Here is a 14205-nt window from a genome sequence, read left to right on the forward strand (position 1 = left end):
GCGCAGATCAACTATTGACCAATGGGACAATAAAAAGACCAATTGGTCAATTTTTGAAAATGAGGAGAACCGAAATGTTCCGCGTCGTTGCGAATGGCGTCTGTCTCGCTGCCCTGGCGTTGGCCTGTTCTGCGGCTGAAGCGGCCGAGGCCGAACAGTGCAGGGCGGTCCGTATGGCCGAACCCGGCTGGAACGATCTGGCCTTCACCACCGGCGTTGCCAATGTCCTGCTGGGTGCACTCGGCTACCAGCCACAGAGCTCGGTGCTAGGCATCAACGTCATCTATGAAGGCATGAAGAACAACGATCTCGACCTGTTCCTTGGCTATTGGAATCCGGCCATGGTCACCTATTACGAGCCCTACAAGAAGGATGGCTCGGTCGAAGACGTGCGCGTCAATCTGGAAGGCGCCAAATACACCTTCGCCGTGCCGACCTACGTCTGGGACGCCGGCGTCAAGGATTTTGCCGACCTGCACAAGTTCGCCGACAAGTTCGGCAAGAAAATGTACGGCATCGAGCCCGGCTCGAACCAGCTGATGATGGATGCCATTGCCGATCCCTCGCTTGGCCTAGACGGCTGGCAGGTCGTCGAGTCGAGTGAAGCCGGCATGCTGTCGGAGGTCGGCTATGAGATCAAGGAAAAGCAGTTCATCGTCTTCCAGGGCTGGGCGCCGCATCCGATGAACACGATGTACGATTTCAAATATCTCACCGGCGGCGACAAATTTTATGGCCCCAACCTCGGTGCCGCGACGGTGACCACGCAGGTGCGGAAAGGCTATCTGCAACAGTGCCCGAATGCCGGGCAATTGTTGAAAAACCTCACCTTTGACATCGATTTTGAAAATGTCGGCATGGGCTACCTGATCAATGACGGCATGAAGCCGGAAGAGGCGGGGCTGAAGGCGATCAAGCTGAACAAGGATCGTCTGGACACCTGGCTTGCCGGGGTCACCACATTCGACGGCAAGCCCGGCCTTGCCGCGGTCAAGGAAAAGCTTGGCCTGTGAGACCGGCAGCATTTGATGCCTTGCCGATTGCTTGGGCGGAACAGGACGGCTGGGCTGGCCGCAAGCAATTCATCAATAGCGGCGATCTCGACATTGCCTATGTCGAGATCGCCGGCGCCGAGCCGGCGCTGCTGTTGGTGCACGGCTTCACTGACACAAGCCGCAGCTTTTCGCTCCTGACGCCGCATCTGGCCGGACGTCGGCTGATCATGCCGGATCTGCGCGGCCACGGCGGGTCGCAAACTGGCGAAGGTTGCCGCATCGCCGATTTCGCAAGTGACATTGCCGGATTGATCGTCCACTTGCGGCTTGACCGGCCGGTGCTCGTCGGCCATTCGCTAGGCGCCATGGTGGCTATCGCATTGGCTGCGCGGCATAACGAGCTCATCGGCGGGCTGGTGTTGTTGGCCGGCACATTGAAGCCCGACCTGGCGCAGAACCATCCACTGGTCATGGGCGTTCAGGCTCTGCGCGACCCGATATCGCCGGTCGACCCGTTCTATGCCTGGTGGCATGCCTGCCGGCCTGGCGTGTCCGAGTCCTTTCTGGCAGGCCTGGCCAAAGACGCCTCGGAGATGCCGGTGTCGCGCTGGCAAGCGACCTTGAAGGAAATTCGCCGCACCGATCTGAGTGACCTGGCGCGAGCCGTGCAGGCTCGAACGCTGATCATCGCCGGCCAGCACGACCCGCTGTTCGGCGAGGCGCATCAGCGGGCGCTGTTGGATGCCCTTGTTGGGGCAAGCCTCGTGCACGCCGAGGAGTGTGGCCACAATCCTCATTGGGAGGATCCGGCCTTTGTTGCCAACGCCATTGGTAAGAGTTTCGGGTTCGATTAGCGCCCGAACAACGCGCGTGCCGGTGGCACGTCCTGTCGGGCTTAGGCACCATCACTATCCCTGACCAAGCGGACCGTTACCCAAGCCGCGAACGCGAGGTCGGGGACAGACGCAAAGTCTCGGTTGGTCTGGTCAGATCCTGCTGGGCAGCTTGCCAAAACGCCTGCCATGCAGGCGCGCCGGCAAATTTGGCCTCATAGCGAGCGTGTGTTTGCGGGCTGTCAAATCCCATGACGCTGATGAGGACGTTTTCGCTGGCCCGTACCGGGAGGCGCGGAAAGCTGTTTTCGGTGTGTTCGGTAACGAACGCGGCGAGCAGGCGTGCGCCGGGTGCGGTCATCAGCGGCGCCATTTCGGTCTCGAAGCGGTTGGCGAAAATGGCTTCGGCGCCGGGCCGCAAATGATGAATCCGGATCACAACAATGGCCGACAGGGGCTTGTTCCGGCTTGATTTTTTGTCAGCGGTCAAGCCTGCCCGCGGCGTGCCCGAGAGGTCGAAACCGGCGCCTGGCCATGCCGGCTTGAGCAGCAACACATCGTCGGAATCGATCATTGTCGCATTGGCCGCATTGCTGTGCACCGCCCAGACCGGCCCGCCATAAAAGGCGGTTAAGGCATCCCTGCGCGCGTCCATGCCGTCGAAACCGCGCATCCAGACGAACATATCCGGACGATCGAGATCCCGGAACTGGCCGATGATGGTCATCCCGACGTCCTCCTGGCCCTCGATCAGCCTGCCGTCGAAGATGTCGATGAGCGTGTCACGCTTGCCGGGCTTCAGCGTGTATTGCCGCAGTTCGACGACAGGCGAGGCGAGCACCGCGGGTTGCGGCGTGGCATTCAGGGGCAGGTTCATCCGTCAGTCTCCAAAACAGGGCATTTGTCCTGTTTATAAACAGACCGGTTGTCCTGTTTTGTCAACATGCTATTGTTCGGCAATGTCAGCAGAGATCACAACGCGACCGAGGCTTCGGTCGCGAAAACGCGTCAACGACCCCGAAGGCATGCGCAACAAGGTGCTCGATGTCGCGGAGGCGGCGTTTCAGGCGCGCGGCTATCATGCCTCCAGCCTCGGCGACCTGATGGCGGCGGCAGGTATCAGCGGCGGCGCGCTGCATCACCATTTTCCGACCAAGAAGGCGCTGGCGCTGGCGGTGATCGACGAGCGTGTGGCGGCAGCGGTCGAAGCGACGTGGATCGCGCCGGTGCGGGCGGCGGCCTCGGCACGCGAGGGTATGCGCGCGGTGTTCGAGGCTGTGGCCGCCGAACTGGAACAACAGGGCTTCGTGCGCGGCTGCCCGCTCAACAATCTGGCGCATGAACTGTCGCTCGCCGATCCCGATTTCCGGACGGCACTTGCCCACATCTTTTCGGCATGGCGCCAGGCGATCGCCGACAAGGTCAGGGCCGATCAGCAGGCGGGCAGGGAGCAAGGCACGGACCCGAAGCGCTTTGCAGCACTTGCCGTAGCCGTCTATTCCGGCGCCATGTCGATGGCCAAGGCGGCGCAGGATGCGGGTGTTCTGCGCGACTGCCTGCCGGCGCTGGGTGAGGCCTAGGAAATGATCCCGGAACGTGATCGAGCAGTTCTGTCACGCTGTTGTCGCGATGTCGCGCGTTGAACTGGACGGCCGGCCGCTCTCCATGCTGAAATTCACCTCATGATGAATCGCCGCTCGCCTGGTTTGTTTTCTCGACGCAGCTTTCTGGCCCAGGCCGCGGGATTTGCCGCGGCAGGCGCGTTGTCGTGCCCGGCACGCAGCCAGACCGGGCAGCGGGTCCAGCCGATCGACGCCACTTTCCTGTTCATCGCCGATGTCCATGCCTGTCGCATGGCGAGCGGCTTGAGTCCCAACTGCCTGAAGGAAGGCAAGACCGACGCCGCGCTGCTGCGCAACATCGCCGCGCTGAACGGCCTCGGCGACAAGGACTGGCCGGCCGAGATCAACGGCGTCGCCACCGGCCTGCGTTCCGCCGGCAGCCGTATCGGCACGCCGCTTGGGCTTGTTGTTGGCGGCGACATCACCGACGATGGCGGCGGCCAGATCACCCAGCCGAGCGAGGGCACCCAACTGCTCCAGTTCAGCCAGCGCTACCAACAAGGTGTCGGTTCCGATCGCGTGCACGTGCCGGTCTATGTCGGGCTCGGCAACCACGATCTCGACCAGAACGGCCCGCCGCACCATGTCGACTGGTACCGGCGCGAAATGCGCGACTATGTCGAGGTCAATCACCGCGCCGGTGTATTCTTCAAGCCGCCGGTGCCGGCCACCGACTACGACGTCGACACCGACTGTTATTCCTGGGACTGGGGCGGCCTGCATCTCGTGCAGACGCATCGTTTCGCCGGCGACACTGGCCACGGCGCCGACAGCGGCCTGCCATGGCTGAAGCAGGATCTGGCGACCTACGCTGCGGATGGCCGCCCGGTCATCCTGTTCCAGCACTATGGCTGGGACACCTTTTCGATAGAACGGTGGGATGCCGCCAAAAGGACCTATGACGATGACGGTGCCGGCGCGCCGCACTGGTGGAGCGAGGCCGACCGGCAGGCCCTGCTGGCGGCGCTGAAGGGCTACAATGTCGTCGCCATCTTCCACGGCCACAAGCACGACACACCGCTGATCTACCGCGGCGACGGGCTCGACCTCATCAAGCCGAAGGCTGCCTATATGGGTGGCTTCGCGCTGGCCAGGGTGACCAGCGACGCCATGGACGTGGTGCTGGGCGAGGCGACCGGTGATCTTGGCGAGGTCGCCTTCACCAACGCCTTCAGCAAGGACTGGAGCACATGAAAAAGGCGGCCCTGGCGGCCGCCTTTCCCGGACAAAAGCGATACCCGATGGGGATCAGAGCGCCTTCTTGACCTTGTCCTTCACGTCGCCATAGGCCTTCTGCACCTTGCCGGCGATCTTGTCGGCCGTGCCTTCGGCTTGGGTCTGCCTGTTGCCGGTCGCCTTGCCGGCAGCTTCCTTGACCGAGCCCTTGACCTGCTTGGCCATGCCCGCGACCTGATCCTTGTTCACCATTTTTCCGCATCTCCTGGGAGTTTGAATTCGGGGAATTCGTCCGCGGAGGCTAACGAGCCGGCGTCGGTTAGGTTCCAAGCTTCCCCAGCCGCGGATCAAAGTTGCGCAACCGCTTTCGGCGGCAAGGCTGGCAGGCTAAAGGACTTCAGGACAATCGTGCGCTCGGGGAGAAAAATGGCTGAATTCACACTCTATATCGGCAACAAGTGCTTCTCCTCATGGTCGCTTCGGCCCTGGGTGGCGATGAAGCATCTGGAGATTCCGTTCGAGGAGGGGTTCGTGCGGCTGCGCACGCCCGAGACCGCTGCCAATCTCGGCAAGATTTCGCCGACCGGGCTGGTGCCAGTCTTGAATCACAATGGCAGGATCATCTGGGAAACTCTTGCCATCCTTGAATATCTTGCCGACCTGTTTCCCGAGAAAAATCTCTGGCCGGCCGATATCGGCGCCCGCGCGCTGGCGCGCTCCGTTGCGACCGAGATGCATTCCGGTTTTCGCGAGGTCCGCTATGGCTGGCCGATGAATTTGCGTCGCCCGAAAGGCCACAAGCCGCTCGACGCCGAGGGCGAGGCGCAGCGGAAGCGCATCGAGGCACTGTGGCGCGAGTGCCGGGAAGAACACGGCAAGGGCGGCCCGTTCCTGTTCGGCCATTTCACCGCGGCTGACGCCATGTATGCGCCGATCGTCACCCGCTTCGACACCTATGGCGGCACGCTGGCGCCCGACACCAGAGCCTATGTCGATGCGGTGCTTTCAACGCCAGCAATGCGTCACTGGTACGCGGAGGCCGCCAAGGAAACCTGGCCCGAGCCTGGTCCGCACGAACAGGACTGACCTGGCGTGCGGCTTCGAGCCTCGCAACCGCAAATATGGTTTCAGGCGATGCGGCTGAGGGGCGCGCCTGTCTGTCCGGCTAGTGCTGGTCGAGGAAGTCGGCCACCCCTTCCGCGATTGTCTCCCAACCCGGCTCTTCCAGCGCCCAGCGGGCATGACCCGCGCGGACGTAGGCGGCAACGCCAGGCGTGTCTGGCTTGGAGTGAGGCAGGCTCCAAACCCATCCGGAATCGGCCGCGAGCGGGAATTGACCGGAACGGCTATTCGGCATAATACGTAACCAAATGGATACGTATTATGCCGCAGGCTGACCCCGACCGTTCCGTTTTCCGCGCAATTGCCGATCCGACGCGGCGCGCGATCCTCGACCGCTTGCGGCAGGGACCAGCGCCGGTCAACGAACTTGCCTCGGCCTTCTCGCAGAGCCGGCCAGCGATCTCCAAGCATCTCAGGGTCCTGCGCGAATTGCGGGTCGTCTCCGAACAGAAGTATGGCCGCGAGCGGCTCTACCGGCTGGAGCCGGCTGAGTTGAAGGACGTGGCCGACTGGATCTTGCCCTATCGCGATTTCTGGCAAGCGAGCCTAGGCAACCTGAAATCCTACCTGGAGAATGAATGATGGCCAACAACGACAGACCGCGCGCCATCGCCGATGTGTCGGCGGGCACGATTCTCGCCACCGTGACGATCGCGGTGCCGCCCGAGCGAGTGTTTCGCGCGTTGACGGCGGACGACCAGATACCGCTCTGGTGGGGGGCGGACGAACTTTACCGGACGACGAAACACACCGCCGACTTGCGGCCGGGCGGGGCGTGGCGATCAGAAGGCAAGGGGGCCGACGGCCAGGACTTTCATGTCCAGGCCGAGTATCTCAAGGTCGAGCCGCCGCACCTTCTGGTGCTGACGTGGAAAGCGCCATGGGACGGCGACAACGTCACCACCGTGACCTACATGCTCGAGGCGGTGGATGGCGGAACGCGGCTGACCTTACGCCATGAAGGGTTTGGCGTCCGTCAAGGCGCATGCCGCGATCACGGCTCCGGCTGGGAGCGCGTGCTCGGCTGGCTGGCCACTTTCCTCACCGATGAAGCCGGCAGCAAGCCACAAGGCGTGTTCCACTGCCGCCTGATCCCGCCTCGGCCCGACTTTGCCTTCACCCTGACCGATGCAGAAAAAACACTGATGAAGCAGCACTCGGACTATCTGCGCGGCAAATTGGGTGAGGGGGCTGTCATCCTGTTTGGGCCGGTCGCCGATCCTGCCGGTCCCTGGGGGCTCGGTATCGTGCGTGCCGTCGATGAGGCCGCCGTCCGGGCGCTGACCGAGGCGGACCCGACGGTTCGTTCCGGGTTGGGCTTTCGATACGAGATCCTGCCGATGATGACCGCCGTGATGTGAGGGCAAAAACAAAAACGCCCCTCGCGCCTTTTATCGCGCGGGAGGCGTCTTTTGCCGTCAACCTTTCCTTCGATTGCTCTCATGAACTGCTGACGACACAGCTAAAATGCACCGGCGCCGATCTGGTTCCCGGCAGGTTGCGTTTTTTTGGAGCGGCGGCGTTTCGTTTCCTTCTCGCCGGACAACTTTGCGCCTGATCTCGATGGCGGCTAAACCAGAAATTGACACGGCGCAAAAAGAAGCCTACAAGAATTTCGTCGATATTTGTTTGACCGACTTTTGTTATCCGCGCACGCATGCGCGCCTTTGACGAACTTCCCCATCAAAAATCGAGACAAAAATCGTTGTGCATTCGCACCGCGATTAACGAATATTTGCCATGGAAAGGGTTCGTCATGAGCACCGGCACAGTTAAATGGTTCAACGCCACCAAGGGTTTTGGTTTTATTCAGCCTGACGACGGCTCTGCCGACGTTTTTGTCCACATCTCGGCCGTAGAACGCGCCGGCATGCGCGACATCGTCGAGGGCCAGAAGCTCGGCTACGAGATGGTCCGCGACAACAAGTCGGGCAAGATGTCCGCCGACCAGTTGAAGGCGGCCTGAAAACAGAATTCAGCCTTCCCGGTGACCACGGATGTACTGGCACCGGTGAACGGCGAATTCGGGCGCATGGCCGCGGAGACTTGAGTTTCTACGGCATGCGCATGTGAAGGGCGTTGCCTTGCATCCCTGGTGCATCCTTCTGGATGTCACCTGTGCATCCTTCTGGATGTCACTGGATGCGCGGCGCTCTCATGGGGAGGTCAGGCGGTGCCTGGCCTTTTTCATTTTGCGCCTCTTGCCGCCGAAAGTGCACTGCGCGTCGGCCTGAACGTGCTAAGGGACGCTCCAGCAATTTGAATCCGCTGCCGTATTGCTTTGTGCGTGGTCCTGACCGAAGACCCGGTCTCGCCATGTCTGCACCAGCTCCTGACAGGAGAAAGATTTTGACCGCCAATTCGAAGACAGCCCCTGATCAGGCCGTGTCCCTGTTCAGCAAGACGCAGACCCAGTCGATGTCACTCAACCGAATCATTTCTGAGCGCGATGCCGTCAGCGAGGCGCGGGAAGCCAAGACCGCGCGGCTGCGCGAACAGCGCCTGGAGAAGGAGGCCGACGAGATGGCCGCGGCCGCGGCTCTCGCCGCTTTGCCGAAACGAGTCGGAAAACGCTGATGGCCACCAAGCGCGTCCCGCCTACGCCGATCGCGACCGATGCGACCATTGCCGACATGGTCGAAGGCCTCGACAAGCCGGTCGAATATGTCCGGCGCGTGCTGGAAAAACTCGAACGCTGCAAGCGTGCCCATGGCGACGCCCAGGTGCGCGTCGGCGTGCGTGGCCGGGCTGAGTGCCCGAACTACCTGATCGAGTATGTCCGCGAAGACACCAAGACGCATGAGCGGGTGACTTATCAGGATGCCGCCTACAGCGGCAGCACGCATCGCGAACTGGCGCCCCACCACATCGAGGCGGTGAAGAACTGGTCGCCCGAGGAAATGAACATCACAGCGGTTTCGGCGCTGATCGGCCGCTTGCGCAATCCGCGCGCTCCATCATCGCGTTTCGCCGACGAGGACTGACATGGCCATAAAATTCTCCGCCAAGGACCAGCCTGCAACACCAGCTGCTGCAAAACCGGCCAAGCCGGTTGCGGCGCCGAAAGCCGGCGAAGCCGCGACCGATCTGTTCAAGTCGCCGGTGGATGCGCCAAAGGGCAAGACAGGCAAGAAGAAATAACACCTTGCCGCAAGACGCCGATCACAACCCTGCCGAGCCGGGACTGTTCGCCTTGGCGGCCGCTGCAAGTCTTTCGTCGTCGCAACGCAGCACCGGCCCGTTCGACTGCCAGAGCTGCGGCGCCTGCTGTTCCTATTCGGCGGAGTGGCCGCGCTTTTCCACCGAGGATGACGCCCAGCTCGACCGCATCCCGGAAAAATATGTGGCGGCCAGCTTGTCCGGCATGCGCTGCGACGGTGTGCGCTGCTCGGCGCTCTCCGGCGAGATCGGCAAGTCGACCGCTTGCGGCATCTACGAAGTCCGCCCGGATGTCTGCCGCGCCTGCATGCCGGGCGACGACGATTGCCTGATGGCGCGCCGCGCGCACGGATTGCCGACGTCTTAAAGTCCTTTTTTTCGCGCAGGTTGTCGCAAAACCGGTGCGCACTTTTGGACGACACGCACCGGCGCCGACTGCCGGCGGCTTGTGTGTAACCTCGTTGCTGGCTACGCTGCGACAGGGCAGGGCGCCGGAGGGAACCACCATGAGCATCGAATTTCTGTTGACGTCGCTGATCGTCGTGGCTTCGCCCGGCACCGGTGTTCTCTACACGCTGAGCGCCGGCCTTTCGCGCGGCGCACGCGCCTCGATCATCGCCGCCTTCGGCTGCACGCTCGGCATCATTCCGCACATGGCAGCCGCCATCACCGGCCTTGCGGCGCTGCTGCACACCAGCGCGGTTGCCTTCGAGACGCTGAAATATCTCGGCGTCGCCTATCTGCTCTACATGGCCTGGAACACACTGAAGGAGAAGGGTGGCCTGAGCGTCGAGCAGGATGTGACGCCCCGCTCCGCCGGCAAGGTGATTGCGACCGGCGTCCTCGTCAACGTGCTCAATCCGAAGCTGTCGATCTTCTTCTTCGCCTTCCTGCCGCAATTCGTCAGCACCACAGAGCCGAATGCGCTGTCGAAGATGCTGGAGCTCAGCTCCGTCTTCATGCTCCTGACCTTCGTGGTTTTTGTCGGCTACGGCATCTTCGCCGCCTCGATCCGCAGCCATGTCGTGTCGCGGCCAATGGTGCTGACCTGGATGCGCCGGACCTTCGCCGGCGCCTTTGTCATGCTCGGCGCAAAACTGGCGTTGGCAGATCGCTAGCGGCGAGCGGCCAAGGGCGGCTATCCCTTGACGTACCCCATCGCTTCGACGATCAGCCCGCCCTCGACGCGCATCAGATTGACGCCGCGGATGGAGTTGCCATCGGCGAGCCAATAGCGCCAACGGATCGTCGCCCGTTCGCCCGCAACGAATGTCTCCTCAAGGTCGAATCGCGTGCCAGGCTGGGTGGCGATCGCCGACCACAGCTGGACGCACGCCTCCCGACCGACATGACGGGCGCCATCCGGTGCCGGCACGGTGTTTTCGATCACGCAGTGTTCGGCGACCAGGCCGGGGAGTGCCGACGGATCATGCAGCTGGAACACGTCGTTGAAGCGCTGCATGATTTCAGCTGTCTGCCTGGACTGTTCGTCCGGATGAACGGTCACGATGCTGTCCTGTTTCATCTCATCCTCCTGATTTCATTGTTGCGTAGCGGCGGTCGCGACGAGCTCGGCTTTCAGCGTGATGGTTGCCACGCCGGCCAGGGCGCGCGACACAAGGCATGCCGCTTTCGCCGTTTCCGCAAGGTTCTGGAACTCGTCCGGGGCAATGCCGGGGATCTCGGCTTGGGTCTCAATTTCGATGCGGGTGATCGTCGGCCCGGCAGCGGTTGCGCCGAGATGCACCTTGGCGATCGTGCTGATGCTTGTCGGGATGTACTTGGCGCCACCCAGTATGGCGCTCAACGCCATCGAGAAGCAGCCGGCATGCGCTGCCGCAATCAGTTCCTCCGGGTTCGTGCCGGGACCGTTTTCGAACCGCGACGGGAAGGAATAGGCGCCTTCGAACGCGCCGCTGCCGAGCCGTAGCCGGCCTGAACCTTCCTTCAGCGTGCCTTGCCACTCGGCCGAGGCTTCACGAATTGTCATTGTCTGCACTCCTTTGGTTGTGAGAAACGGATGAGTCAGGCGCAGTCGACGACCACTTTCCCGAAGACGTCGCCCTGCTGGAAATAGCGGTACGCAGCGCCGGCCTCTGTGAAGGCAAAGACCTTGTCGATGACGGGCCGCAGCTTATGCTGTGAGACAGCGCGCAGCATGGCTTCGAGATTGGACCGGCTGCCGACGAAAAGGCGGCTGATGGTAGCGAGGCTGCGCTGGTAGAGCGCTGCCGGCATCTCGATTGACCTGCCTTGCTGGTCCTGCAGCGTCAGCAGCACGATGTGCCCGTAGAGCGTGCTGGCGATCAGCGATTGCGCGAATGTCGCCGGGCCGCCGGTCTCGACGACGAGGTCGATGCCGCCTGTCTGGTCGCGGACAGTCGCACCCCATTCGGGCATCTCCGAAGTCGAGATCACAAGGTCGGCGCCCAGCATCCGCAGCCTCTCGGCCTTCTCTCCACGTGAGGTGACGGCGACGACGCGGCAGCCGAGCAGCTTGGCGAACTGCAGCGCAAACAGCGAGACGCCGCCCGAGCCGATGACCAGAACCCACTGGCCAGGCTTCGGAATTCCAGCGCCGGTCACCGCATTCCAGGCGGTCAGGCCGGCGCAGGTCAGCGTTGCTGCTTCGTGCCAGTCGAGATGATCTGGCAAGCGCACGGCCCATTGCTCGTCGAGAACGGCATACTCGGCCAGCATGCCGTCAAGCGTGCAGCCGAGCTGGTCGATGAGGCCGGCGTTGATGCGGCCGTCGATCCCGCGGGCGAAATAGCTGCCGGTCACGCGATCGCCAACGGCAAAGCGGGTGACGGCATCGCCGATGGCGACGATCTCGCCAGCCCCGTCGCTCAGGGGAACGACGCCCTGGCGCGGCGTCTGCGGATAGGCGCCGTTGAGGATCATCGTGTCGCGCCGGTTGAGCGAGGTGGCGCGAACGCGCACGACGATCTCATGCGGTTTCGGCTCCGGGGCCGCTTCGTCGCGCATCACGAGGCATTCCGCCCCGCTGGATCCTTCAAGACGATAGGCGTTCATGTCGACCTCTCCAATATGTAGACTGATCTACATATTATGTAGACCGATTGTCATATTTGATGCAAGGCCTATAATGATTGCTACTGACAGAGGTTGACATGGCCAACGACACCCGCACCCGCATACTCGAGACGACTGCGCTGCTGCTCAGGCAGCGCGGCTATCACGGCACCTCGCTCAACGACATTTTGAGCGCCAGCGGTGCGCCGCGCGGCTCGCTCTACTTCCATTTTCCCGGCGGCAAGGACCAACTGGTCATCGAGGTGACGCGTGACAGCGTCGACAAGGTGACGCAAAGGCTGGGCGAGGCGCTGGCCGCCGAGCAGGATCCGGCAGTGGCCGTCCACCATATCTACCAGGAGGTCGGACACATGCTCGAGGAGAACCAATTCACGCTCGGCTGCCCGATCGCACCCGTGGTGTTGGATTCGCCGACCGATGTGCCGGAGCTGGCCGAATTGTGCAGATCGGCCTTCGAGCAATGGACCGGCTTGCTGCGAGAGGCCTTCGTCAGGGCAGGGGTGCCCGAACGCCGCGCGCATGCTTTGGCGCTGCTGGTCGAATCGTCATTGGAAGGGCTGATGGTGATCGCGCGCGCCACCCGCGACCGCGCCCCGTTGCAGGCGGTCGCGGACGAAGTCGCGGCACTGATTGAAGGCGCGGTGCTGGCTGGAGAGGCACGGCGACGCGCGGATGCCGCGGTCTGAGGGCCGGTCAAGGCGCGACGATTTAAGGTACACGCAAACAGAAAGGGCGCCTTTCGGCGCCCTTTCCGTATCTGAAGGCTGATAGGGGCTGGATTAGAAGTCCATGCCGCCCATGCCGCCCATGCCGCCGCCGCCCATGCCGCCAGGCATGCCGCCGCCAGCCGACTCCTTCTTCGGAGCCTCCGCGATCATGGCTTCGGTGGTGACGAGCAGGCCGGCGACCGAGGCCGCGTCCTGGAGAGCCGTACGCACGACCTTGACCGGATCGACGATGCCCATGGCGATCATGTCGCCATAGTCGCCGGTCTGGGCGTTGTAGCCGAAGGTCGCGCCCTTGTTCTCGAGGATCTTGCCGGCAACGATCGATGCTTCCGCACCGGCGTTGGCCGCGATCTGGCGGGCCGGAGCCTGCAGCGCACGACGCACGATGTTGATGCCGGCAGCCTGGTCGGCATTAACGCCGGTGGCCTTGATGTTGGCCGAAGCGCGCAGCAGGGCAACGCCGCCGCCTGCAACGATGCCTTCTTCCACGGCCGCGCGGGTCGCGTTGAGGGCGTCATCGACGCGGTCCTTCTTTTCCTTGACTTCGACTTCCGTCGCGCCGCCGACGCGGATCACCGCAACTCCGCCCGCCAGCTTGGCGAGACGTTCCTGCAGCTTCTCCTTGTCGTAGTCCGAGGTGGTCTCTTCGATCTGCTGCTTGATCTGGGCGACACGGCCCTGGATCTCGGCCTTCTTGCCGGCGCCGTCGACGATGGTGGTGTTCTCTTTGGAGATCGACACCTTCTTGGCGCGGCCGAGCATGTTGAGGCCGACATTCTCGAGCTTGATGCCGAGGTCTTCCGAAATGACCTGGCCACCGGTGAGGATGGCGATGTCTTCCAGCATGGCCTTGCGGCGATCACCGAAGCCCGGCGCCTTGACGGCGGCGATCTTCAGGCCGCCACGCAGCTTGTTGACGACGAGCGTGGCCAGGGCCTCGCCTTCGACGTCTTCCGAGATGATGAGCAGCGGCTTCGAGGTCTGCACGACGGCTTCGAGAACCGGCAGCATGGCCTGAAGGTTGGACAGCTTCTTCTCGTGCAGGAGGATGTAGACGTCCTCGAGCTCGGCAACCATCTTGTCGGCGTTGGTGACGAAGTAGGGGCTGAGGTAGCCGCGGTCGAACTGCATGCCTTCGACGACTTCGAGTTCGGTCTCGGCGGTCTTGGCTTCCTCGACCGTGATGACGCCCTCGTTGCCGACCTTCTGCATCGCTTCCGCGATCATCTTGCCGACCGACTCGTCGCCATTGGCCGAGATCGTGCCGACCTGGGCAACTTCCTCGGAGGTCTTGATCTTCTTGGCAGCCTTGCCGAGAGCGGCAACGACTTCGGTCACGGCCAGATCGATGCCGCGCTTCAGGTCCATCGGGTTCATGCCGGCGGCAACCGCCTTGTGACCTTCCTGGACGATCGACTGCGCCAGAACGGTCGCGGTCGTGGTGCCGTCGCCGGCGATGTCGTTGGTCTTCGAAGCAACTTCGCGGACCATCTGCGCGCCCATGTTTTCGAAC

The 14205-nt window shown here is 62.8% G+C and carries 22 protein-coding genes; 15 read left to right on the forward strand and 7 right to left on the reverse strand.

Annotation, left to right across the window (positions count from 1 at the left end):
• Positions 1-74 precede the first annotated feature (74 nt).
• Complete coding sequence (choX, locus tag AC07FD_RS07390; protein WP_478349302.1) at positions 75-1013, forward strand: choline ABC transporter substrate-binding protein; 939 nt, start codon at positions 75-77, stop codon at positions 1011-1013.
• Positions 1010-1849, forward strand: coding sequence for an alpha/beta fold hydrolase (locus AC07FD_RS07395; RefSeq protein WP_478349303.1), 840 nt, complete (start codon positions 1010-1012; stop codon positions 1847-1849). Before choX ends, AC07FD_RS07395 begins: the two co-directional genes overlap by 4 nt.
• 76 nt (positions 1850-1925) lie before the next feature.
• On the opposite strand, the gene AC07FD_RS07400 is transcribed toward AC07FD_RS07395, so the two are convergent.
• On the reverse strand, positions 1926-2705 hold the full coding sequence (locus AC07FD_RS07400) for an NIPSNAP family protein (protein ID WP_478349304.1): 780 nt from the start codon (positions 2703-2705) through the stop codon (positions 1926-1928).
• 148 nt (positions 2706-2853) lie between these two features.
• On the opposite strand from AC07FD_RS07400, the gene AC07FD_RS07405 reads away from it, so the two are divergent.
• Together AC07FD_RS07405 and AC07FD_RS07410 are read left to right on the forward strand one after the other, a co-directional pair.
• Positions 2854-3408, forward strand: coding sequence for a TetR/AcrR family transcriptional regulator (locus AC07FD_RS07405; protein ID WP_478349305.1), 555 nt, complete (start codon positions 2854-2856; stop codon positions 3406-3408).
• 102 nt (positions 3409-3510) lie between these two features.
• Complete coding sequence (locus AC07FD_RS07410) at positions 3511-4644, forward strand: metallophosphoesterase (RefSeq protein ID WP_478349306.1); 1134 nt, start codon at positions 3511-3513, stop codon at positions 4642-4644.
• Between the two features lie 54 nt (positions 4645-4698).
• Here AC07FD_RS07410 and AC07FD_RS07415 read toward each other — a convergent pair whose 3' ends face one another.
• Positions 4699-4878: a CsbD family protein gene (locus tag AC07FD_RS07415; protein ID WP_095086109.1), complete on the reverse strand. Its 180-nt coding sequence runs from the start codon at positions 4876-4878 to the stop codon at positions 4699-4701.
• 174 nt (positions 4879-5052) lie between these two features.
• Here AC07FD_RS07415 and AC07FD_RS07420 point away from each other — a divergent pair, with 174 nt between their 5' ends.
• A complete protein-coding gene (locus AC07FD_RS07420) occupies positions 5053-5712 on the forward strand; it encodes a glutathione S-transferase family protein (protein WP_478349307.1) in 660 nt (219 codons plus the stop codon).
• Positions 5713-5791: 79 nt separating this feature from the next.
• Here AC07FD_RS07420 and AC07FD_RS07425 read toward each other — a convergent pair whose 3' ends face one another.
• Complete coding sequence (locus AC07FD_RS07425; protein ID WP_478349308.1) at positions 5792-5983, reverse strand: hypothetical protein; 192 nt, start codon at positions 5981-5983, stop codon at positions 5792-5794.
• Between the two features lie 26 nt (positions 5984-6009).
• On the opposite strand from AC07FD_RS07425, the gene AC07FD_RS07430 reads away from it, so the two are divergent.
• The 9 genes from AC07FD_RS07430 (at position 6010) to AC07FD_RS07470 (ending at position 10025) form a co-directional block, all read left to right on the forward strand.
• Positions 6010-6330: an ArsR/SmtB family transcription factor gene (locus AC07FD_RS07430; RefSeq protein ID WP_095086102.1), complete on the forward strand. Its 321-nt coding sequence runs from the start codon at positions 6010-6012 to the stop codon at positions 6328-6330.
• Complete coding sequence (locus AC07FD_RS07435) at positions 6327-7109, forward strand: SRPBCC domain-containing protein (RefSeq protein WP_478349309.1); 783 nt, start codon at positions 6327-6329, stop codon at positions 7107-7109. Before AC07FD_RS07430 ends, AC07FD_RS07435 begins: the two co-directional genes overlap by 4 nt.
• A gap of 106 nt (positions 7110-7215) precedes the next feature.
• Positions 7216-7419, forward strand: a complete 204-nt coding sequence (locus AC07FD_RS07440; RefSeq protein ID WP_478349310.1) for a hypothetical protein — start codon at positions 7216-7218, stop codon at positions 7417-7419.
• Between the two features lie 85 nt (positions 7420-7504).
• Positions 7505-7714: a cold-shock protein gene (locus AC07FD_RS07445; RefSeq protein ID WP_010915421.1), complete on the forward strand. Its 210-nt coding sequence runs from the start codon at positions 7505-7507 to the stop codon at positions 7712-7714.
• A gap of 383 nt (positions 7715-8097) precedes the next feature.
• Entirely contained in the window at positions 8098-8325 is a 228-nt protein-coding gene (locus tag AC07FD_RS07450; RefSeq protein WP_095086096.1) for a hypothetical protein, read from the forward strand.
• Positions 8325-8732 (forward strand): hypothetical protein, encoded by a 408-nt coding sequence (locus tag AC07FD_RS07455; protein WP_477287079.1) that lies wholly within the window; start codon positions 8325-8327, stop codon positions 8730-8732. The genes AC07FD_RS07450 and AC07FD_RS07455 overlap by 1 nt, the downstream gene beginning before the upstream one ends.
• A 1-nt stretch (position 8733) precedes the next feature.
• Positions 8734-8889: a hypothetical protein gene (locus AC07FD_RS07460; RefSeq protein WP_457150660.1), complete on the forward strand. Its 156-nt coding sequence runs from the start codon at positions 8734-8736 to the stop codon at positions 8887-8889.
• 4 nt (positions 8890-8893) lie between these two features.
• Positions 8894-9274, forward strand: a complete 381-nt coding sequence (locus AC07FD_RS07465) for a YkgJ family cysteine cluster protein (protein ID WP_478349311.1) — start codon at positions 8894-8896, stop codon at positions 9272-9274.
• 139 nt (positions 9275-9413) lie between these two features.
• A complete protein-coding gene (locus AC07FD_RS07470; protein ID WP_457150662.1) occupies positions 9414-10025 on the forward strand; it encodes a LysE family translocator in 612 nt (203 codons plus the stop codon).
• 20 nt (positions 10026-10045) lie between these two features.
• On the opposite strand, the gene AC07FD_RS07475 is transcribed toward AC07FD_RS07470, so the two are convergent.
• The 3 genes from AC07FD_RS07475 to AC07FD_RS07485 are packed head-to-tail and all read right to left on the reverse strand — an operon-like array spanning position 10046 to position 11943.
• Positions 10046-10432: a nuclear transport factor 2 family protein gene (locus AC07FD_RS07475; protein WP_477397014.1), complete on the reverse strand. Its 387-nt coding sequence runs from the start codon at positions 10430-10432 to the stop codon at positions 10046-10048.
• 15 nt (positions 10433-10447) lie between these two features.
• Complete coding sequence (locus AC07FD_RS07480) at positions 10448-10897, reverse strand: OsmC family protein (RefSeq protein WP_478349312.1); 450 nt, start codon at positions 10895-10897, stop codon at positions 10448-10450.
• 35 nt (positions 10898-10932) lie between these two features.
• Positions 10933-11943: a zinc-dependent alcohol dehydrogenase family protein gene (locus tag AC07FD_RS07485; protein ID WP_478349313.1), complete on the reverse strand. Its 1011-nt coding sequence runs from the start codon at positions 11941-11943 to the stop codon at positions 10933-10935.
• Positions 11944-12041: 98 nt separating this feature from the next.
• Between AC07FD_RS07485 and AC07FD_RS07490 the strand changes: the two genes are divergently transcribed.
• Complete coding sequence (locus AC07FD_RS07490; RefSeq protein WP_478349314.1) at positions 12042-12650, forward strand: TetR/AcrR family transcriptional regulator; 609 nt, start codon at positions 12042-12044, stop codon at positions 12648-12650.
• A 93-nt stretch (positions 12651-12743) separates the two neighbouring features.
• On the opposite strand, the gene groL is transcribed toward AC07FD_RS07490, so the two are convergent.
• A partial coding sequence (gene groL / locus AC07FD_RS07495; RefSeq protein ID WP_478349315.1) for a chaperonin GroEL occupies positions 12744-14205 on the reverse strand: 1462 nt, incomplete at its 5' end.

Source organism: Mesorhizobium waitakense (assembly GCF_056431085.1).